This is a genomic window from Ignavibacteriales bacterium (assembly GCA_026390575.1).
Lineage (GTDB): Bacteria > Bacteroidota > Ignavibacteria > UBA10030 > UBA10030 > Fen-1298.
In genome coordinates this window covers 173,239-192,926 of sequence record JAPLFR010000009.1, presented here as the reverse complement: position 1 = coordinate 192,926, position 19,688 = coordinate 173,239, and the positions used below count along the sequence as shown (strand labels likewise).

At 40.5% G+C, this 19,688-nt stretch carries 21 protein-coding genes; 5 read left to right on the top strand and 16 right to left on the bottom strand.

The features are described from left to right. Window position 1: 1 nt before the first annotated feature. Window positions 2-2,458 carry a DEAD/DEAH box helicase family protein gene (locus tag NTX44_09345; protein MCX6121811.1) on the bottom strand — a complete coding sequence of 819 codons (2,457 nt, stop codon included), beginning with the start codon at window positions 2,456-2,458 and terminating at the stop codon, window positions 2-4. Window positions 2,459-2,972: 514 nt separating this feature from the next. On the opposite strand from NTX44_09345, the gene NTX44_09340 reads away from it, so the two are divergent. Continuing rightward, window positions 2,973-3,962 carry a helix-turn-helix domain-containing protein gene (locus NTX44_09340; GenBank protein ID MCX6121810.1) on the top strand — a complete coding sequence of 330 codons (990 nt, stop codon included), beginning with the start codon at window positions 2,973-2,975 and terminating at the stop codon, window positions 3,960-3,962. Between the two features lie 144 nt (window positions 3,963-4,106). Next, window positions 4,107-5,930 (top strand): PQQ-binding-like beta-propeller repeat protein, encoded by a 1,824-nt coding sequence (locus tag NTX44_09335; GenBank protein ID MCX6121809.1) that lies wholly within the window; start codon window positions 4,107-4,109, stop codon window positions 5,928-5,930. Between the two features lie 169 nt (window positions 5,931-6,099). Here NTX44_09335 and NTX44_09330 read toward each other — a convergent pair whose 3' ends face one another. The 5 genes from NTX44_09330 to NTX44_09310 all read right to left on the bottom strand — a co-directional run bounded on the left by NTX44_09330 (window position 6,100) and on the right by NTX44_09310 (window position 10,109). Next, window positions 6,100-6,534, bottom strand: coding sequence for a DUF3276 family protein (locus NTX44_09330; GenBank protein MCX6121808.1), 435 nt, complete (start codon window positions 6,532-6,534; stop codon window positions 6,100-6,102). Window positions 6,535-6,869: 335 nt separating this feature from the next. Continuing rightward, window positions 6,870-8,519, bottom strand: coding sequence for a chaperonin GroEL (gene groL, locus NTX44_09325; GenBank protein MCX6121807.1), 1,650 nt, complete (start codon window positions 8,517-8,519; stop codon window positions 6,870-6,872). Between the two features lie 19 nt (window positions 8,520-8,538). Then, window positions 8,539-8,826: a co-chaperone GroES gene (gene groES / locus NTX44_09320; GenBank protein ID MCX6121806.1), complete on the bottom strand. Its 288-nt coding sequence runs from the start codon at window positions 8,824-8,826 to the stop codon at window positions 8,539-8,541. 128 nt (window positions 8,827-8,954) lie between these two features. Beyond that, window positions 8,955-9,509, bottom strand: coding sequence for a hypothetical protein (locus tag NTX44_09315; protein MCX6121805.1), 555 nt, complete (start codon window positions 9,507-9,509; stop codon window positions 8,955-8,957). Window positions 9,510-9,524: 15 nt separating this feature from the next. Further along, window positions 9,525-10,109 carry a sigma-70 family RNA polymerase sigma factor gene (locus tag NTX44_09310; protein ID MCX6121804.1) on the bottom strand — a complete coding sequence of 195 codons (585 nt, stop codon included), beginning with the start codon at window positions 10,107-10,109 and terminating at the stop codon, window positions 9,525-9,527. Between the two features lie 144 nt (window positions 10,110-10,253). On the opposite strand from NTX44_09310, the gene NTX44_09305 reads away from it, so the two are divergent. Beyond that, window positions 10,254-10,622: a hypothetical protein gene (locus NTX44_09305; GenBank protein ID MCX6121803.1), complete on the top strand. Its 369-nt coding sequence runs from the start codon at window positions 10,254-10,256 to the stop codon at window positions 10,620-10,622. Window positions 10,623-10,955: 333 nt separating this feature from the next. Further along, on the top strand, window positions 10,956-11,627 hold the full coding sequence (locus tag NTX44_09300) for a porin family protein (protein MCX6121802.1): 672 nt from the start codon (window positions 10,956-10,958) through the stop codon (window positions 11,625-11,627). Window positions 11,628-11,681: 54 nt separating this feature from the next. Here NTX44_09300 and NTX44_09295 read toward each other — a convergent pair whose 3' ends face one another. The 8 genes from NTX44_09295 to NTX44_09260 form a co-directional block, all read right to left on the bottom strand. Beyond that, window positions 11,682-13,250: an aldehyde dehydrogenase family protein gene (locus NTX44_09295; protein ID MCX6121801.1), complete on the bottom strand. Its 1,569-nt coding sequence runs from the start codon at window positions 13,248-13,250 to the stop codon at window positions 11,682-11,684. Between the two features lie 160 nt (window positions 13,251-13,410). Next, the gene (locus tag NTX44_09290) at window positions 13,411-14,235 is read right to left on the bottom strand and encodes an SDR family NAD(P)-dependent oxidoreductase (GenBank protein ID MCX6121800.1); all 825 of its coding nucleotides are present in this window, start codon (window positions 14,233-14,235) and stop codon (window positions 13,411-13,413) included. A 37-nt stretch (window positions 14,236-14,272) separates the two neighbouring features. Continuing rightward, window positions 14,273-14,821: a lipocalin family protein gene (locus NTX44_09285; GenBank protein ID MCX6121799.1), complete on the bottom strand. Its 549-nt coding sequence runs from the start codon at window positions 14,819-14,821 to the stop codon at window positions 14,273-14,275. 131 nt (window positions 14,822-14,952) lie between these two features. Next, on the bottom strand, window positions 14,953-15,384 hold the full coding sequence (locus NTX44_09280; protein MCX6121798.1) for a pyrimidine dimer DNA glycosylase/endonuclease V: 432 nt from the start codon (window positions 15,382-15,384) through the stop codon (window positions 14,953-14,955). 141 nt (window positions 15,385-15,525) lie between these two features. Next, entirely contained in the window at window positions 15,526-15,813 is a 288-nt protein-coding gene (locus tag NTX44_09275) for a DUF1059 domain-containing protein (protein ID MCX6121797.1), read from the bottom strand. 330 nt (window positions 15,814-16,143) lie between these two features. Next, a complete protein-coding gene (gene trxA / locus NTX44_09270) occupies window positions 16,144-16,506 on the bottom strand; it encodes a thioredoxin (GenBank protein ID MCX6121796.1) in 363 nt (120 codons plus the stop codon). 42 nt (window positions 16,507-16,548) lie between these two features. Then, window positions 16,549-16,932: a DUF302 domain-containing protein gene (locus NTX44_09265; protein ID MCX6121795.1), complete on the bottom strand. Its 384-nt coding sequence runs from the start codon at window positions 16,930-16,932 to the stop codon at window positions 16,549-16,551. Between the two features lie 74 nt (window positions 16,933-17,006). Beyond that, window positions 17,007-17,393, bottom strand: coding sequence for a rhodanese-like domain-containing protein (locus NTX44_09260; protein MCX6121794.1), 387 nt, complete (start codon window positions 17,391-17,393; stop codon window positions 17,007-17,009). An 84-nt stretch (window positions 17,394-17,477) separates the two neighbouring features. Between NTX44_09260 and NTX44_09255 the strand changes: the two genes are divergently transcribed. Beyond that, complete coding sequence (locus tag NTX44_09255) at window positions 17,478-17,636, top strand: hypothetical protein (GenBank protein MCX6121793.1); 159 nt, start codon at window positions 17,478-17,480, stop codon at window positions 17,634-17,636. Window positions 17,637-17,905: 269 nt separating this feature from the next. On the opposite strand, the gene NTX44_09250 is transcribed toward NTX44_09255, so the two are convergent. Together NTX44_09250 and NTX44_09245 are read right to left on the bottom strand one after the other, a co-directional pair. Next, entirely contained in the window at window positions 17,906-18,379 is a 474-nt protein-coding gene (locus NTX44_09250) for a periplasmic heavy metal sensor (protein ID MCX6121792.1), read from the bottom strand. A 184-nt stretch (window positions 18,380-18,563) separates the two neighbouring features. Continuing rightward, a complete protein-coding gene (locus tag NTX44_09245; GenBank protein MCX6121791.1) occupies window positions 18,564-19,376 on the bottom strand; it encodes a hypothetical protein in 813 nt (270 codons plus the stop codon). Between the last annotated feature and the right edge of the window lie 312 nt (window positions 19,377-19,688).

Below are 19,688 nucleotides of genomic sequence, written 5' to 3'. Positions count from 1 at the left end.
ATTACGCTGCCGAACTATAGAGTTGTTGTTCTAATTCTTTAACTGCGGTAAGATAGTTTTCTTTATTGCCAAAGAGACTTATAATCTGAGTTACTGAACCAAATTCATCAAACGGAGGCACTTTGAGAACTTCCATCGATTCAAGATTTTCTATTCCTTCAGTGGCATACTTTTCAAGCAGTTTTTCAAGTACTGCACGTGCCTGATTGCCATATTTTGTAAAATAGTTACGCTTCTTCACATTTTCCGCACGCTCTCTCCTTGTTAGCGGCGGTTTATCGAATGCAATGTGGCAAATAATATCGAAGAGATCGAGATCTTTGTTCACAGCTTCCTGCAATTCATCCACGAGAATGCCCTGCTGTTTCAATTCCTCAATCAATACCTCTTTACGGTCAGCACTATTCCATCGTTGTAAAAAATCATCAAGTGACTTAAACGAATGTTCAATCTTTTGTTTTGTAAAGTCTTTCAGACTTGATGTGATTGGCTTTCCATATTCATCAAAGTAGGTCTCACGAATAAGCAGAACTGATACATCAACATTATTTACATAAATCTTCTTTCGTTTCTCGTGCAGTTTATCCGAATGCTCAGAAAGGGCATCTTTCACCTTTGGTTTCTCAAAGACAACTTCTTTTCCTGATACTTCATCAATAACAATCTCTTCAGTGTTTGTTTCTGCATCGACAGTAGAAATGTCGTCATCCTCTTTTACTTCTTTTACCTTCACCGGATCACCGTCGAACTCTTTATCCGCAAAGAGATCTGTCACACTGCGAAAATCCAAAATGGTAAAGTATCGCTTTCCATAGTCCTCATTAATTCGGGTACCACGCCCAATGATCTGTTTGAACTCCGTCATAGACTGAATGTTGCTATCCAGCACAATAACTTTACAAGTCTGTGCATCAATTCCGGTCGTCATGAGTTTTGACGTTGTTGCAATAACAGGATATTTCTCTTCGGGGTTAGTGAAATTATCCAGCTGCATCTTTCCTTCATTATTATCTCCCGTTATTTGCATAACGTACTTATCATTTTCCGCAACAAGATCGCTATTCACTGCCACTAACTCATTACGCATTCCTTGAGCATGCTCAATATCAACACAGAACATGATAGTCTTTTCAAAACGAGTTCCCCCCGTTAAGAACTCTGTTATCTTCTTTGCAACGAGTTTTCTGCGTTCATCAATAACAATATTGCGATCAAAATCTTTACGATTATAGATTCGATCTTCGACAGGATTACCATCTTTGTCCAAGTATCCCTTCGGCGGCCTCCATCCATCAAGATCAACATTCAAACCGATACGTACAACCTTGTATGGAGCAAGAAACCCATCGTCTATACCTTGCTTGAGTGAATAAGTGTAAATCGGTTCGCCAAAGTATTCGCTGTTGGAAGTAACGTCTGTTTCTTTTGGAGTTGCAGTTAATCCAATATGAGTGGCATTTGAGAAATAAGTAAGTATCTCTCTCCAAGCGCTATCATCTTTAGCGCTTCCACGATGACACTCATCAACGATGACCAGATCAAAGAAATCCGCGGAGAAATCTTTGTATGCATCCTTGATATTATCATCAGTGCTCGAAAGTCCTTGATATAAGCCCAGAAATACTTCGTATGCTTTGTCTGCGCTATCGATACCGCGCTTATGAGTCGAGACAAGAGTTTCCTTCCCCTGTGTCTCTACTACCTTCTTCTTAATCACCGTCATCTTATCTCGGAAGTATCGGAAGTCGTTACGGCGAGCCTGGTCAATGAGCGCTGTACGGTCGGCCAAGAATAGAATTCGTTTCTTCGCACCTGCTTTCCATAATCTATAAGCTATTTGGAATGCAGTATAGGTTTTTCCTGTGCCAGTCGCCATCACAAGGAGAACGCGCTTTTCACCTTTCGCTATTGCTTCAATCGTTCTATTAATGGCAATCTGTTGATAATAACGTGGCTTCCGGTCGAAGCTGTCAGGGTAATAATCTTGCTCAACAATCTTCTCAACTGTTGGATCTTGGAGGCCTTTGTATGCTTTATATTTCGCCCACAGTTCATCCGGTGACGGAAAACCATCTAATGGGAGTGTCTTTTCAATTGATTCACCGCTTGCGGTCTTGTCGTGAAAATAGAATCCAGTACCATTGCTGCTGAAAACGAAGGGAATATCTAAGATTTTAGAATATACCAACGCCTGTTGGATACCGCCCGAGACAGTATTATTAGCATCCTTTGCTTCAACAATTGCTATCGGAATATTGGATTTATAATACAAGATGTAGTCTGCGCGCTTCTTTTCGCCGCGACATGTAAGCTTACCTTTTACATAGATCTTGCCAGCAGTGAACGAAACTTCTTCCATCAATTGAGTCTGGATATCCCATCCTGCTTTCACAATTGCAGGAGTGATAAATTTAGTGCAAATATCACGCTCGGAAAGGTTTTGTATGTTGCTCGCCATCAGTAGTTCTCTGGAATCACCTTGGTCTATTTGCTGGCAAATTTGATTAATAGTACTTCAACTTCGTAGCAAATGCAAGAAACATAAGTCGGAAACAAAAATCCCCAGCGCTCTACCAAACGCCGGGGATTAAGAATGCCAACGCGCTATCGGGAGGGAGGACTGGCGCATGATCACTTATTACTACTTCAGATGTCCAACCGCTTCTTCCACCGCTCCCACAAAGTCATTCGTTCTCGGCTCTCAAAAAAGTAACAAAATTGACAGTTGCATCGTAATGCAATTAGTGATTACATTCAATTGAAGGAGGGTCTGGAATATTCAACCTCCGAGGGACTATATTCTTTCTAATTATTTTTATGGTGAGTGAAAAACGATGAAGGTAGGATTGCTGGATATAATCAACTTCATTGCCTTATTTCAACTGACAGTTTTTATTTTCTTTTTAGTCCTAAGGAAAACTAATATACAATCTAATAGAATCCTTGCAGTATTTTTAATTGAACAAATATTGATGATCATTAATTATGAATGCTTTCAATTTTATCGTGAAATCTATGCTTTTTGTCCGGATCTTTTTTACCTTGGTGTACCTATCTATTTCCTTGCAGGACCGACATTTTATTTCTATATCAAATCCCTGGCATATTCTGATTTTAATTTAAACAAACGGCATATTATTCATGCATTGCCGTTCATATTGACCGTAATCTATTTCACTGGTACGTTTCATATTCATTCTGTGGAAACGAAACAAGCATTACTTGCCAACCACGCATTCCTTTCTCAGTCGTTCTGGAGGTATTACAATATAGCCGTACACATCCACATACTTATTTACAATATTACCTCTCTTTTCATCCTTAAGAATTATCGGGCTAAAATAAGACAGGAATATTCTTCTATTCAAAATATAAATTTGTCTTGGTTGAGTGTCGTTCTCTATGGATTTCTTATTGCATGGTGTACAAGTGTTTTTAATTTTATATCGCGTGTACTTGTCTTAAATATTTCAACGAGTATAGATCTAATAAACTTTCTCGCTTTTTTTATTTTTTATAACTACATATTTTTCAAAGCCCTCATTCATCCTACAATATTTTCAGGTGTTGAAGAAGAAAGCCGGCAGAAAACTCCTTACTTATCAAAATCAGTAGAGAAGCAATATCTCAACAGATTATCCCAATATATGGAAAGTGAAAAGCCCTATTTGGATCCTAATATTACGTTAATTGATCTCTCGAGAAAAATATTGATCCCGCACCGCTCGCTATCGGAAATTATCAACAATACACTAGGTCAAAATTATTACGATTTTATCAATACATACCGTATAAAAGAATCTCAGCGCCTCCTCTCGGACACAGCGACACAGCGGAAAACAATCCTTGAAATTCTATACGAAGTCGGCTTTAATACAAAATCTTCTTTCAACCAGGCTTTTAAAAAACATACCGGTACGACTCCGACTGAGTACAAAAGACAGCGCTTAATGACGAATTAAGTCACTTTTCGTTCAATTTTCACATCCCACTACTAAAAATAAATGGTTCGAATACCTGCAGTCTGACTTTATCCGGTCGAGATTCCTATTGCAATTTATTTAATTACACTCAATCAATTTAATCCAAGAAAGGAGTATTTTAAAATGCGCAGTATTTTTCATTTAACAATTGTATCAATCATTCTGGCTTCTTGCCTCACTGGCCTGATGACAGACATCAGTTTTGCTGCAAGTCAAAATAATAATTCGAATTCACAGGCGAATCCTATCTTATGGGAATTCAAAACAAACGGAGCTATTTACACTGCACCTCTTGTTTATAACGGCATGGTCTTTGTCGGAAGTCTGGATAGTAATTTTTATGCACTTGATGCTCAAACAGGAAACGAGCGATGGCGCTTTGCTACGGGTAGTCCGATTCGTTCGAACGCAGCGATCTGGAACTCCATCATATGCTTTGAAAGCGGCAACATTCTTTATGCCTTGAATTCTCAGGGCAAACAGATATGGAAGTTTACATTGTATGGTGATAAGCTCATCGATCAGTACGTATCGTATGACTATTTCCATTCTTCCCCGAAGATTGTAAATGATATTGCATTCATCGGTACCGACCAAGGACTTGTGTATGGCATTGATATGAAAACAGGTTCGCAAACATTTATATGTCAAACGACCCGGAAGAGTGGAATTCGCGTGTCGCCTGCGGTCAGCGGTAATATGGTGATCTTCGGAGATTGGTATGGTGTGATGTATGCCTACGATATCACTACAGGCAATAAGGTATGGGAATTTGATACGCATTCTGTCTATAATTGCCCGTACGGCAATGCGATTAATACACCTCCCATAGTTCACGATAATACGGTGTTTTTCGCCGGCATAAGCAGCACAATTTTCTCGATCAATGCTGGGACCGGGGTAAGGAACTGGTCCTGGAAAGATCCCAGAACGAATGAAAATCTCTTTCTTGTTGGCGGACCGGTCGTGTCGGATAGCCTGATCTATATTGGAGGATCTTCACAGCATAATGCGAAAGCGTTTAACACATTGACAGGCCGGTTTGTTTGGGAATGCAAGGTCGATTTTCGAATCTTCAACTCACCGACAGTCGACAGTAGTTTCATCGTTCTCGGAACCGGAGACACGTTCGATGGCAATGCATACGGTTCATTGATCGCGATCGATAAGTGTTCGGGAATTGTTAAGGCGAGATTACGGATTGCCAACGGCATCAATTCGATTCCCGTCAGTGCAGACGGTAAAATATTTTTCGGCGACAACAGGGGGTACGTGTACGCCCTCGACCGTCAGCTTTTTTATGAATCCGGTGCGCCGGTGATCGATGTGGGTGCTGATATCATCCAGCTGGATACTGTTTCGCTTAAGAACGAAGTTATTGACACATCCTTTATTGTCGCCAACACCGGCACCGGATCGGATTCGATCACGGTGGCTATGGGCAACGGCATTATTCCTGATTCGTGCATCACCATCACTCCAATGAAATTTTATGCGGCTCCGCAAAGTTCCAGCACGGTGCATATACACATTCGGACTTCAGGATTGAGGGCAAAAACATATAATAAATATTTCTCTCTTAATTCAAAATATTTTGAAAACATATTCGGATACCCGAAACAACTGCGGGTTACGCTTGCGCAGCCGACAGGCATTCGCGATTTCAACGATAATATCCCGCGATCCGGCTCACTTGAGCAAAATTATCCAAATCCGTTTAATCCATCGACAGTCATTCGTTATCAACTCCCTAGTGCCTGTTATGTGAGTCTAAAAATATTTAATATCATAGGGCAGGAACTTATGACATTAGTCGATGGCTATAAAAAAGCAGGGAATTATTCTCAACTCTTTAGTAGTACTTCAGAGATTCCCAGCGGTATCTACTTTTATCGCATTCAAGCAGGAGAATTTCAAGCAACGAAAAAGATGATCATAATGAAATAGGTACCTCTTATTCACAATTTTGTTGACTATCACTCTTTGAGGTCCGTCATTTCCCATACTGTATCAGCTTGAACAAGATACATTGATAGACTTACAATAAAATGCGCTGAGGGCCTCCCTCTCAGCGCATTCATTTATTGTGCTCTCCTATGATTCCTTCTTGTATGAATCACTTGAGATGTTCAACTGCCTCTTCGACTGCTCCCACAAAATCATTCGCGGCATTATTGAACACAGTAATACTTCGTCTTGAAAATTTCGTTGGATCTTCTTTCGAGGGCTGGCTTTCAGTGATGGACAAATATCGAGAGGCGTTTTTCGCTTCTTTCACATCCACGAAATATGTAATCTTCCCCGTCTTCATCCTCTTTGTAAACTCACCTTCACCGTTGACAACAGTATTCGCTTCCTTCAGTGCGCCGATGAATTCATCTACAACGCTGCTGAAGACGATGACGCTGCGACTGGTAAATTTCTTCTCGCCTTCCTTCGCCGGCTGACTTGCTGTAACGCTGAGATATTTCTTGTTGTTCTTCGCCTCTTTCACATCCATGAAATAGGTGGTAGAGCCCGCTTTGAGCATTTTGCTGAATAGTGCGTCCATGATATTACTCCCTTATTGATAGTATTGATTTGTGAATTAGTAAAACGTGGTAATGAATTAGTACAGCACGTTCAACTCAATCAACAGAACAAAAATGTCAATGTTGAAATCATGAAAAACTGCTACAACCTGGAGTATCCATTAAAACGAAGTATTGAGGGATGGTTTTAGTAGTATCCCTGGGAAAAAGCTAAGGTTTTTAAAGAGGAATGTCAAGAATAAAAACGCCCCTCAAGTTTTTCAACCGAGGGGCATTTCATTTACCCTGATATGTTGCGTGTTAAAAGTCGAAATCAATTATACTTTATACTTTTGACTTCATACTTTTTACTTGCTTAATACATATCCCCGCCGCCCATACCACCCATTCCACCAGGAGGCATCGAAGGCATAGAATCCTTCTTCTCCGGTTTCTCTACGATGGTTGCTTCTGTTGTCAACAATAGGCCGGCAACACTGGACGCGTTTTCAATTGCAATACGGGCAACCTTCGTCGGGTCGATAACACCTGACTTTACAAGGTTCTCATATTTTTCTGTTTGTGCATTGAAACCGTAATCGTCTTTGCCATTCTTTACTTCGTTCACAACGACAGCACCGTCGTAACCGGCGTTAGCGGCAATCTGACGAAGCGGCTCTTCCAACACGCGGCGGATAATATTCACACCGGTTTTTTGGTCGAGATTGTCCGTTTTCACTTCATCAAGCTTCTTTACACAGCGAAGGTATGCAACGCCGCCGCCGGGGATGATACCTTCCTCGACCGCTGCACGTGTGGCATGAAGCGCGTCTTCGACACGTGCCTTCTTTTCCTTCATTTCCACTTCCGTTGATGCACCGATCTTCAGTAAGGCAACACCGCCGGAAAGTTTTGCAAGGCGTTCTTGCAGTTTTTCCTTGTCGTAATCGGATGTGGTCTTATCAATCTGCTGTTTGATCTCGTTGATGCGTTTCTTGATATCTTCTTTCTTGCCGGCGCCTTGAACAATCGTTGTGTTGTCTTTATCGATAGTGACGCGATCGGCAGTTCCGAGATATGCAAGCGTTGCATTCTCAAGCTTAAAGCCCTTCTCTTCGGAGATGACTTGACCGCCTGTGAGCACTGCAACATCTTCCAGCATCGCTTTGCGACGATCACCGAAACCGGGAGCTTTCACTGCGCAAATGCGAAGTGTGCCTCGCAGTTTGTTCACGACAAGTGTAGCAAGCGCTTCGCCCTCTACCTCTTCCGAGATGATGAGCAAACTCTTGCCGGCTTGAGCAATTTTTTCCAGTATTGGCAGCAAATCCTTCATGGCACTGATTTTTTTGTCATGAATAAGGATGTATGGATTTTCAAGAACGGTTTCCATTCTATCTGCATCAGTCACAAAATATGGTGACAGATAACCGCGATCAAACTGCATTCCTTCTACAACTTCCAATGTTGTCTCAGTACCTTTTGCTTCTTCCACTGTGATGACGCCATCCTTGCCAACTTTCTCCATGGCATCGGCAATCAAATCACCAATGGCACGATCGTTATTTGCAGAGATGGAACCCACTTGTGCAATCTTCTCTTTATCATCACCAACAGTTTTGCTGATTTCTTTGAGACCTTCGACAACCTTCTTCACTGCGAGATCGATTCCACGTTTCAAATCCATCGGATTTGCGCCGGCAGTCACATTCTTCAATCCTTCGCGCACAATTGCCTGTGCAAGAATCGTTGCGGTCGTGGTTCCGTCACCAGCAACATCAGATGTCTTCGAGGCAACTTCACGAACCATCTGTGCGCCCATGTTTTCGATAGGATCAGAAAGTTCAATTTCTTTTGCTACTGTGACACCATCTTTTGTAATGGTTGGTGCGCCGAATTTTTTATCGATAACAACGTTGCGCCCTTTAGGTCCAAGTGTCACCTTCACTGCATTTGCGAGTTGATCAACACCCTTCTTTAGCGCGGCGCGCGCTTCTGTATCGTAATTAATTAATTTCGATGCCATATTCTTTTTCTCCTTTTACTTACTTTGGCATAATGGCAAAGATATCACTTTCGCGCATAAGCAAAAGTTCTTCACCTTCAATTGTGACTTCGGTTCCGGAATACTTTCCGTAGAGAACCTTATTGCCGACCTTAACTTCCATAGCGATAGGTTTTCCTTCATCGGAAATTCTACCGGGGCCAACAGCAATCACTTCGCCCCAAACGGGTTTTTCTTTTGCCGTATCTGGAACGATAATACCGCCCTTTGTCATTTCTTCAGCTTTGGACGGCTTCACAACAACGCGATCCGCTAATGGTTTGAGCATCATAGATACTCCCTCCTTTTGATTTTGAATGAATTTGACAGATTCTTGTAGGAAACCGTTTGGCACTCCTACACTGTGAGTGCTAATATACAATAAGGAGTCATTAAAGTCAAGAAAATCTTAAAATTTTAAGATCGAACCTTTGACCGTTGGAAGAAGAATCCTGCAATTTTATCTAAAAATATGAGCAAAATGATTGCAAGGAAAGCAAAGAAGATAGTATGGCCTTGAGAAGCATCCATGCTATGACTTGTGATTTTTGGTGTGAGGTAGCTGCCAAGTTGATGACTGCCATTCTGAATAATCTTAAAAAATTCTAAAATTGGTTCAATTTTTGTTGGTTTATCATTTTGAATAGTACTAGTTCCTGTCACTGAAAATACATATCCTAAAAAAGCAAGAACAGTTGTCATAGCAAAAATATTACCCATATTATGAAGAATCCATTCGTACCATTTCTTCTTCTGAGATGGGCGAATTGCTGCGAGAACGTTCTTTGAAAAATCTGTTGAAGGCCTGACCAGTTGTGATTGCCTCGATACTTTTAAAATTGACCGCTGCAAATCAACTTCTTGTTGGCATAATCGGCACGATTTCAAATGATTCAAGTATAACGCAATTTCATTTTGTACTATATCCCCATCTGCAATTCTACAGATGATGTCAAATGAGAGGTGTTCCATTGCTTACTATCCTTCTTATTCCTTTATCACATGAACGTGATCCATCCGCTTCACAACTGCTTCTCGTAGCATTGCCCGCGCTCGAAAAAGCCTTGCTTTTACCGTACCAAGCGGTAACCCGGTGACTTGAACGATTTCTTCGTAACTCATATCTTGAATCGCAAATAAGGTAAATGTGCTTCCGTAGACAACAGGTAATTTTTCCACTTCTTCATTTACAATTTGAGAAAATTCGTTTGACTCTATCCTTATATCAGGTTGTAGCTCATCCGATTCAATCTCCATCCGCAATCCATCTTCATCTTCCATATCAATAGAAAGATGATGTATTTTATTTTTTTTCCCAACTGCAGTCGCACATGTATTATAAACAATCCGATAAAACCATGTAGAGAAACTCGATTTCCATTCAAATGAAGGTAATGCATGATACACGCGTACAAAAGAGTCCTGCAATGCTTCTTCGGCGTCTTCATGATTCTTCATTATTCGAACTGCTAATGTCATGGCTTTAGCTTTGTGCCTGTCCACAAGAATTCCAAATGCTTTTACATCGCCATTAAGCACTTGCTGAATGATCTCTCTGTCCAAATCGCTCATGTACATCTACCAGCAGTCATACGTTCTTAGACACGAATTATTCATTATAGGTTTCAGAAAAATACCTGCAACCTTTTCTCCAAATTTCAAGTCAAAGATACTAAAGCAGCTAATCAACATCAATCATAATAAAAGGATAAAACAATGGAAGGTGAAATTATAGTCCCTATAGTCCTTTTCGGAGGAACAGCGGCGGTTCTATGGACTTTTTTTGAAGGCCGTCATAAAGAACGAATGGCAATGATCGAAAAAGGAATAAGTCCTGCTAATTTCAAATCAACCACTCCCTTCCGGCTTTTTCAAGGAAATGTACTCAACAACCTTAAATGGGGACTCCTCTTTGTTTTTGCCGGCATCGGATTACTCGTCGGTCAGCAGCTTGAATACTACTTTGGATTTCATGAAGACTCTGCTGTTTTTGGAAGCATCCTCATTACGGGAGGGCTTGCATTAATCATTTTTTATTTTATTGCAGCAAAGAAATTAAAAGAAAAGAAAGAGGATGGAGAGTAAGAGATAAAAACATGAAAGCCGGTCCCGATGCCAGTCGGGATCGACTTTAATTTTTGTATCCCTCCACAAAAAAACACTGAACTTCTCTCATTAGAAAACATCAATGACCATTTTTGATCGACGTTTTTGAAAATGTGACCGCTATCAATATCGAAATGTATTGATCTCTTTTTACATCAATTCCAGGATTTTTCAGATATTCTATTTCTTTCTGAAAATTTCTTGACCTTCACACTCTTGATCTTCACTCTCGTTTTACCTATACTATTGCATTATTCTGATAAAGTTGTAAAATTCACCAAAGTACAAATACCAATAGAAAGGAATGCTCTCATGAAAAATATTCTATTAGTTTCTCTTGTGATGCTTCTTGCTGTCTCTGTAGCATTTTCTCAATTTGGCATTAAAGGAGGTATTAATCTCGGAACAGTTGGCGGAGATGATAAATCGATTAGCACTCCTGACGGTAAAATCGATCCCAAAACAAGTTTAGGTCTCGTGGGTGGAATTTCATATAAGCTTGGATTAATAATGGGTCTTTCTATCCAGCCGGAAGTATTGTACATTCAAAAAGGAGCTATCTACGAAATAAGCGGTACCATGGGCAATTACTATATGAACCAAAAAGTTACATTTGCTTTTAACTATATAGATATTCCCATTCTCGCAAAATATAATTTACCTATACCATTATTAAGTCCATATATCGAAGGGGGTGTAGCATATAGTGTCTTGCTTTCAGCAAAAGAAAAAGAAGAGATGACTACGAATTTTCCTGGAGAGACATCGAGGACTATTGAGACTGACATTAAAGACCAATATACAAAAAGCGATTTCTCTATTATTATCGGTGTCGGTGTCGAATTTCTCATGTTAGATGTGAATGCCCGATATGTGATCGGTCAAACGAAACTGGGGAAAGATGACCCAACAACGTTGATAAACGAAGGGGATTTGAAGGTTTATAATCGCGGATTCTTGTTGACCGCCGGTATAAGATTCTAAAATATTTCTCCGAGGTTTATACAAGCGGGGGCAGCCATGCTGTCTCCGCTTTTTTTATTTTTGGAATGTTCGGATGAATACTTTAACCAATCTGAGGCCACCAGTAATTCTTTTTCCAAGGTTTTTGGAATACAAAAACTCCAATGCACCCCTCATTCCTTCATAAACTTTTTTATTATGGGGGTGCCACCACATATTCTTTTGCACACCGGGAAGAATATCATCCACGACACAACGTGGCTGCGTCATTTCTTCTAAGCCGATATAGCCATGAGTACGACCAATACCAGATTCTTTCCAGCCGCCCCAAGGAGTCTCTGCTAGTCCATGACTCATCAAATGATCATTAATCATCACTGATCCGACTTCGAGTTGCGATGCAATTTCATGTCCTTTGCGTCTATTTTTCGTCCAGACTGATGCAGTTAACCCCAACGTTGAAGCATTGGCATGAGTAATTGCTTCCTCTATGCTTTCAACTTTTTGTACAGTAAGTATCGGACCGAATATCTCTTCATTCACTACCATCATATCATCGCTAATATTTTCTAAAATCACGGGCGGAAAAAATAATCCCTTTTCTTTCTTTTCGATCTTCTGAATTTCAGGATACGCTTTTGCTCCTTTCTTGATTGCATCTTTATAAAGGTCGTGTACTTTTTTCCACTGCTGTTTTGTGGACATAGAGCCAATATCGACATCCGAATCAATATCGACTCCTTGTTTTAATTCGCTCACCTTCGCTTTTAAAATCGATAGGAATCCGTCATACACTTCCGATTCCACGTAGATTCGTTCGACACCAGCACAGATTTGACCTGCATTTGAAAGCCCCGCCCATATTGCTCCACCTGCTGCACGATGAACATTTGCATCATTACAGACGATCATAGCATCATTCCCACCCAATTCCAATGAAAGAGGAACAAGATGCTTCGCTGCCTTTTCCATCAAATACTTACCGACCGATACAGAGCCGGTAAAGAATAACTTATTGATTCCGGAATTCAGGAATGCATCGCCTGCAATTTTCCCCGGTAGATTGATAAGATGAAAGATATCCTTTGGCAATCCTCCAGCTTGAATACATTCATGAATGATTTTGCCGACTTCGAGTGAATGCGATGCAACTTTGAGCACAACGCCATTTCCTGCAATGAGTGCCATAGCTATTTCATGAAATGGGATTGAAAATGGGTAATTCCACGGACTGATGATGCCAATGACACCCATTGGAACCCGGTCTACATAGGATCGTTTGTTAATCGTCAATATGCTTCCACCGCTTAATCTCTTCCGCTTCAGTACTTTTTTTGCATTTTTTGCGTAATACGTAATTGCCATCGAAGCAGAAAGCACTTCCGAGCTGAGCGCATCCATTTTTGTTTTGCCAGAGTTCTTCGAAATGACGTTAGAAATTCTATCAGCATTCTCCACAATAAAATCGCGAATCGCAAAGAGATATTGCGCACGCTCTTGAAAACTGAGCTTGGCCCATTGAAGCTGGGCAATTTTTGCACGAGCAACAGCCTGCTCCAATTCTTCTATGGTATTCTCTGATGTTTTACCGATGATCTCTCCCGTTGCGGGATTGATTGAGGTTGTTATCTTTTTTCGTGGCATGGCGAGGTCCAGTTTAGAGATTTAAGAATTTAGAATTAAAATATTAGACTTGAGATACGAGATATTCGATTTTGTGCTTTGTGATTGAGTGATTCGTATTCATTTTAATAATTAGGCATTGTCGTTTTAAAATCATTGATCACTCTTCATTTGTCATTCTTCATTGTTTTCGACCGTGCCATGTTTTCATACTCCCCGCGACTCCCATGATGATAAGGAAACGCTGGAACCACCGATCCGGCATCAACGCTCGGAATCGAAGATTGAGATTGACTGTGCTTGGACGTTTGGGAGAATATTTTCCCTTCTTGAGTGCATCCGTTACAATAGCTTTTGCAATGACATCATGATTCTTGACCAATGGTACGATCCATCGACCCGGAATGCCTAATTTCGCCCCTTCGAACATTCCCGTTGCAATATATCCCGGATGAATAGTCGAAAATTTTACTCCAGATTTTCCATTCTTTAGAGCTTCCATGCGAAGTGATTCTGTTAATCCCCACACTGCCCATTTTGTCGCAGCGTACACTGCAAGCCCTGCAACACCAATAGTTCCCGCAGCAGAAGAGATGTTGACGATATGTCCGCTATTGCGATCGTACATTTCCGGGAGAAACGCTCTTGTTGTATAAAGTAATGCCGTCAAATTCACATCGATAGTCCTTTCCCAATCTGCATCTGGCCTTTCGAGAAATTCTCCTCCGGAAACATATCCTGCGTTGTTGATAAGGATATCAACTTTCCCCATTTCTTTTTTTGCCGTCTTGGCAAGTTTATACACCTGACCCTTCTTCGTCACATCACCTTGGTGAAGGAACACTTTTCCTAATGTTGAAAGTTCTTTTTTTACTTGGCCGAGAGCGTCCTGGTTTAAATCCCAGATAGTAACGACAACGCCTTCTCTCAGAAGTCGTTTGCTTGTGGCCAGTCCGATACCCATTGCTCCACCGGTGACAATTGCGCACTTATCATTAAGTTTCATAATGTTGCTCCATTCAATCGATGAAGAAAAGTAATAATTATTCTTGAGGTACTTTATATATCGCAGAGATATTAAATCCCCAGTCACCAGCTTTACGAATTAATGTATCAGAGATTGCATCGCTTAAATGCGGTGTTCGACTCAATATCCATAAATATTTCTTTGAACTGCTTGTCACCATTGCATAAGAGTAATTCATCGTATCGAGTATGATTACTTTATAATCTGAGTAGAAAATCCAGAAAAAGCTGACTTCAAGTAAAGTTCCAGTACTAGGATCTTTGAACCGTGCCTTGCCTTTGGCTTCCTTCCATTCTCCTTTTACTGTATTGAATCCCCTATTGAGTACATCTATCTTACCGTCATCACGTAACGTATACGTAGCAGTTACTTTATCCAATCCATTTTCAAACGAATGAGGAAGGCGTGCAACCTCATACCATGTTCCGAGGAATCGTTGAAGGTCGAAGGATTTCACTGCTGGAATGGATGCCGTGTTCATTTCTTTCGAAACGAAACATCCGTTCAAGAGTATAAAAATAAGCGGGGAGCCCAAAACGATCGACGGTAATTGAATTGGATTCATACAAACCCCCTTTTTGCCTATCGAATGAGTTACGGTTTGATAACGAGAAAAGGTAAAGAAAATGGATGGAAAGAGCAAAGGGAGAATATTGTTATAGCAATAAGGTATCTGGCCTTTTTAAAGATATTTCTTTATTTCACTCGTTCCCAATCCTGACAGGGTCCGGAAATAATTCGAAAAAGAGGATGCGGTTTCGGTATTTCGGTAGATTTGAGTAATAGATATTTCTGATGATCCCGCTTCCGAAGTTTCTGCTTCAGATGGTCCCATTCATAAAGCAACTGCCCATCGGTCTCGACTAATGTTCCATAAAAGCGAGATCTTGAAATTTTCCTTCCATCGAAATGATAGCCTCGAACTTTTGCCTCTTTTAGAATGGCTGTAAGATATGCAGCGAGGACAGCTGCCGGACGAGAATGTTTCTGGAACCGAATCAATTGTGGATGATGACGATACGCTTTTGTTTTACCTTGGAGGACTTTTTGTGCAAGTAACGCTTCGCGCCATACCGCAACAAGGCCTTTTGCATCAAGATAGCAAGGATGAAGCGTCCATAATCTCATGTCATTATATACTTTATTTCATTCGCGGTTATAAACTTAACGTTTAGAAGCAACACCGTCAAGCTCATTCTGATATGTCAAAAACAAGAAACCCCGTTTAATATAACGGGGTTCTTATGAACAACAATGAAGGCGAGCAGGTTATTTTGAAGGTACGTCGGTAATCTTCGCTTTGAGCTGTGCATCCGTCGCATTCATCTTATGATAGGTCTTCACATGTTGTTTTGTGATCGCAACGAGTTCTTTTTCATTACGACTCCGCACAACGAAACCGCATGCATCGTCACATGCAATCTGCTTAACAGGCCCAGCTTGTTTCATTTCCGTTGTCTTCTTTTCTTTCTTCGGCATATCTTGTGCCGCCACTGGAAGCACTATAAAAAGTGCGAGGACAATTGTGAACAAAACTACACTCATTCTTTTCATCATATTACGTCTCCTTGAAATTATTTGAATTATTGTGGATTAGAATATTATCATTGAAGAACATGCTTTTTGAGCCATCCTACGTTAAGCATTTGCATCGGTGTCCAATATATGCAAATCATTTCATTACAGAACAATTTATTCAAAGAATAGTTCCTGAATAATTGCATATATGACAAGTCATATGGAATGCAATAATCATGCAATTCTGCAGGTTGAGCAACCGAGATTATTTGATGTAGATGTCTTATCGTAGCTGATAGAAGCGAGTCAACGATTTTTACCTGAAGGGGAAGCCAACTCCGACGCATCTTCGAGGTGCATCGGAGATTGTTAATTCGCTGAAACACTTAATTCATTTTTAATGGCATCAATGAGTGCCTCTTTCGGTAATGCACCAATGGACATCTTTGGCCTTCCTTCTTTCGGAACAAACAGCATTGAGGGGATGCTTCGAACGCCAAATACTCCTGCAAGTTCCTGTTCGTCATCTACATTCACTTTATAGAAATTTACCTTACCAGCGTATTCTGTTGATAGCTCATCGATAATAGGACCCACCATCCGGCACGGTCCGCACCATGGAGCCCAAAAATCAATCACTGCTGGTATATCGCCTTCAAATTTCCACTCTTTATTTGTTTCATAATTAAATACTTTCTGTAAGAAAGCACCTTTTGTTAATTGCTCTGCCATGATCGGTTCCTTCATGATAAATAATTGTTCTTTAAAAATTCCTTATACTGCTGCTATCACCCGCTCAAGCCGCGCTTTCATTTCTTGCGCTATCGGCTGGATAGCAGAATTCTCTACGATCTTCGTCATCGCCATTGGATCGAATGCTGCAACAGCGGTTTTCCCTTCTTTCTCAAACACAATAACATTACAGGGAAGCAACAATCCGATTTCTTCTTCCGCCTGTATTGCTTGATATGCAAAGGGCGGATTGCAGGCTCCAAGAATGACATATCTTGATAAATCAACATTAAGTTTTTTCTTCAACGTGTCTTTTATATCGATAGTAGTCAGGACACCGAATCCTTCTTTCTTCAATTCCTCTGTTACTCTGATTACCGCATCATCGAACAAGAGATCTGTCGATTTTGAGAATCCGTACTTCATTGCTTTTCTTCCTTCAATTTATTGTTCATCGCTCTCTATGGAATCAACAATGCAACAATGAAAACAACATTTTATTATGTTAATTTTTGTGAATTCCATTCTATCATTCCGCCTTTCATATTGGCGGCATTAAATCCATGCTTATGTAAGATCGACACTGCCGCCATACTTCTACTTCCTGAATGGCAGTAGCAAATGATTTCTTTTTCTTTATATTTTTCCAATAAATGCAATTTTTGCGCAATTTCACTAACAGGAATATGCATTGACCCTTTGATGTATTGATGATTTCTCTCCTCTCGTGATCGTACGTCGAGAAGAACAACAGAATCATCACTTAATATTCCTGCGACTTGTTTTGGTGAATACTCTTTCATACGCGCTCGCTGAATGAATCGTCGTACATAGAACAAAAGGATGAGTGCTGAGATTGCATATAAAATTATTTGTGATTCCGTCATTATTTATTTATTTCCAAATAGATCTATAATTTTCTTGTGTAAGTATGAGATGCAAGAAAAGTGAAAAGGATTAACATCACAAAGATGAACGTCGAGTTTTTCTGCGGGATATTTCAATTTAATCCACAGCTGCCGCTACCGCAACAACCGCCTGATTCACAGGAGGGAGCAGATGAATTTTTTGAACTTGAAGAATTAGCTCCCATAGATACTAACGGAATCGACATCAATTTCTTGTGGTGAAAAGATCCACAAGACGGACATACAACATCCTGCAATACTTCATGTCCTTTATGGAAAACATCATATGTTGAATTACAATCTGTACATCGGTAATCGTACACGGGCATATTCTTTCTCCTTTGCTCATTTAACATATAGGTGGGATGCCAAGTTCCTGAAAAGGATTCCAATTTTTTTATGAATGTCTCACACGGAATGTACAAACAAAAGGGTCGACTGCTCGAATCGACCCGTTCTTTGTTTATTTACAATCTTCTTTTATATGAATCTTACTTTGGCATAGGTGCATCTGGATGCGGTGACGGCATATGCCTGTTTCTCATCTGCCTCATCATCTTGTGTCGTTGAAGCTCTGGACCATACTCTAACACTTTCTTCCATGTTTTTTGCTGATCGGGCGTCAGCAATTTATTAATTGCAAACCACGAGTTGATCTTGATCATATGCATCTGCACTTTCAGATCTGCTAGATCGTTGATCTTTTTCTCGATGGATGCTTTGTCCGGGGCATCTGCCTTCAGGAGCTGTTGGAGTTCAATTCGCGCAGTTTCCACTTTCGCCTTTTGAGCAATTGTCTGCTTCTCCGCATCGAAATGGATTTTTTCAACATCCTTCTTTTGTTCATCGGTAAGATTAAGCTTCCCCATGAACTTATGAATCTGCTTCGTATCGTCCAGCTGGCTGTACAATTGAGCACTGAAGAGCATCAAAACAGCCGCTATCATTACTGTAAGTCGTTTCATTATGTTTCTCCTTTTATTAATGACTTCCATTGTTTGATGAGTTACGGCGAAAAAGGTTTAAAGGCAGTCTTGAAGTCTGTGGGAAAACAGAAAAAGGATAGTTCAAATATAGATTCAGAAGAAATTAGAATCGAATACCCCCTGGTAAGACGGCATGTGGAATAACGTGAAATTAAGATCAAATCTATTGAAGATTGATCGTCTCTTGTTTTACTATCTCAGCCATCACGATAAAAACTTTGCTACTGATAATAACCACATTGTAGCGATATTTGACAACCTGCAGTACACACGTTCCAGTCATCGCGCCAAGGTCGCTGCCCGCGATTGAATAGCTGCCTTGGGATGAAGACGATCCCGATGAAATCGAGCTCTTCATAAATGAACCTCCATTCCCAACAATAACAATGAGAATGGAATCAAGTCCATTGGGATTTGCATTGGTCCAATTTATATTCAGTCCATTTGCCTTCACTATATTTTCACCACTGGCAGGTGAACTGATTTCAAATGTAACAGGTGTTAGTGTATAAAGACCACTTGTAATTGCAGGAATACCTCCTCCACCGGAAACAGTCCAGTTATGTACGGTGCCATTAGAGAATTCAACAGAAGAGAGTCCCGTTCCACCCAATGTAAAATTATTCATATAGTAAATCTTTGACCCGTCAGTATGTTTTGGCAGCGTATCGGAAACTACCGTTACAGTACCGACATCCACTCCGTTTCCAAATTGAGCAAATCCCAATTTAAAAGTAACGGTATATGAAGGAATTCCCTGATACGCAGGAGTTGAGTAATCATATTGAACGGTGGACAACAATCCACCGTAGTTTGGAACACTGCTTAAATTAGGGACAGGCTGTCCGCTGGCATTTGTTACAGCCGGATTGGACGGTGTAGTGAGTGTTGGTGTGTTTGGCAATGCATTTTGTTTATTGCACCCTGCGAGAACAACTGCTCCAATCAATATTGTCGTTAAAAACAGCCTTTTCATGACATTCTCCTATGAGAGAATCAATGAACTCTTGCGGTATTACATACTGACCTCACCGCAATTGGACTAATTTTAAGCTTAAAATTTATAAATTGATTGTTGCTTGAATTATCCAGAAAGTCGGGGAAGGCTCTTTGATTGAATCGAAGAGGTTCTTCGTACTCCAGGTCTAAATGTTCGCAACACAAGAACCATTCCTGCTGCAATCGAAATTGAGATCCTGACAATACCACCGAGGCGGCTGCTGCGATGATCCGAGCCGAATGACCTTTAGCTATGATAGTCATTCCTTTTCCTACCGATGCAACAACT

Excerpts from the sequence above, each read along its gene's own strand:
- NTX44_09305 (MCX6121803.1), top strand. The coding sequence starts at position 10,254 with ATGGAAGGTGAAATTATAGTCCCTATAGTCCTTTTCGGAGGAACAGCG.
- NTX44_09250 (MCX6121792.1), bottom strand. The coding sequence starts at position 18,379 with ATGAAACGACTTACAGTAATGATAGCGGCTGTTTTGATGCTCTTCAGT.
- groES (MCX6121806.1), bottom strand. The coding sequence starts at position 8,826 with ATGCTCAAACCATTAGCGGATCGCGTTGTTGTGAAGCCGTCCAAAGCT.
- NTX44_09245 (MCX6121791.1), bottom strand. The coding sequence starts at position 19,376 with ATGAAAAGGCTGTTTTTAACGACAATATTGATTGGAGCAGTTGTTCTC.
- NTX44_09285 (MCX6121799.1), bottom strand. The coding sequence starts at position 14,821 with ATGAATCCAATTCAATTACCGTCGATCGTTTTGGGCTCCCCGCTTATT.
- NTX44_09260 (MCX6121794.1), bottom strand. The coding sequence starts at position 17,393 with ATGACGGAATCACAAATAATTTTATATGCAATCTCAGCACTCATCCTT.
- NTX44_09255 (MCX6121793.1), top strand. The coding sequence starts at position 17,478 with ATGAACGTCGAGTTTTTCTGCGGGATATTTCAATTTAATCCACAGCTG.
- NTX44_09345 (MCX6121811.1), bottom strand. The coding sequence starts at position 2,458 with ATGGCGAGCAACATACAAAACCTTTCCGAGCGTGATATTTGCACTAAA.
- trxA (MCX6121796.1), bottom strand. The coding sequence starts at position 16,506 with ATGGCAGAGCAATTAACAAAAGGTGCTTTCTTACAGAAAGTATTTAAT.
- NTX44_09290 (MCX6121800.1), bottom strand. The coding sequence starts at position 14,235 with ATGAAACTTAATGATAAGTGCGCAATTGTCACCGGTGGAGCAATGGGT.
- NTX44_09295 (MCX6121801.1), bottom strand. The coding sequence starts at position 13,250 with ATGCCACGAAAAAAGATAACAACCTCAATCAATCCCGCAACGGGAGAG.
- groL (MCX6121807.1), bottom strand. The coding sequence starts at position 8,519 with ATGGCATCGAAATTAATTAATTACGATACAGAAGCGCGCGCCGCGCTA.
- NTX44_09310 (MCX6121804.1), bottom strand. The coding sequence starts at position 10,109 with ATGAGCGATTTGGACAGAGAGATCATTCAGCAAGTGCTTAATGGCGAT.
- NTX44_09275 (MCX6121797.1), bottom strand. The coding sequence starts at position 15,813 with ATGATGAAAAGAATGAGTGTAGTTTTGTTCACAATTGTCCTCGCACTT.
- NTX44_09330 (MCX6121808.1), bottom strand. The coding sequence starts at position 6,534 with ATGGACGCACTATTCAGCAAAATGCTCAAAGCGGGCTCTACCACCTAT.
- NTX44_09280 (MCX6121798.1), bottom strand. The coding sequence starts at position 15,384 with ATGAGATTATGGACGCTTCATCCTTGCTATCTTGATGCAAAAGGCCTT.
- NTX44_09335 (MCX6121809.1), top strand. The coding sequence starts at position 4,107 with ATGCGCAGTATTTTTCATTTAACAATTGTATCAATCATTCTGGCTTCT.
- NTX44_09340 (MCX6121810.1), top strand. The coding sequence starts at position 2,973 with ATGATCATTAATTATGAATGCTTTCAATTTTATCGTGAAATCTATGCT.
- NTX44_09300 (MCX6121802.1), top strand. The coding sequence starts at position 10,956 with ATGAAAAATATTCTATTAGTTTCTCTTGTGATGCTTCTTGCTGTCTCT.
- NTX44_09315 (MCX6121805.1), bottom strand. The coding sequence starts at position 9,509 with ATGGAACACCTCTCATTTGACATCATCTGTAGAATTGCAGATGGGGAT.
- NTX44_09265 (MCX6121795.1), bottom strand. The coding sequence starts at position 16,932 with ATGAAGTACGGATTCTCAAAATCGACAGATCTCTTGTTCGATGATGCG.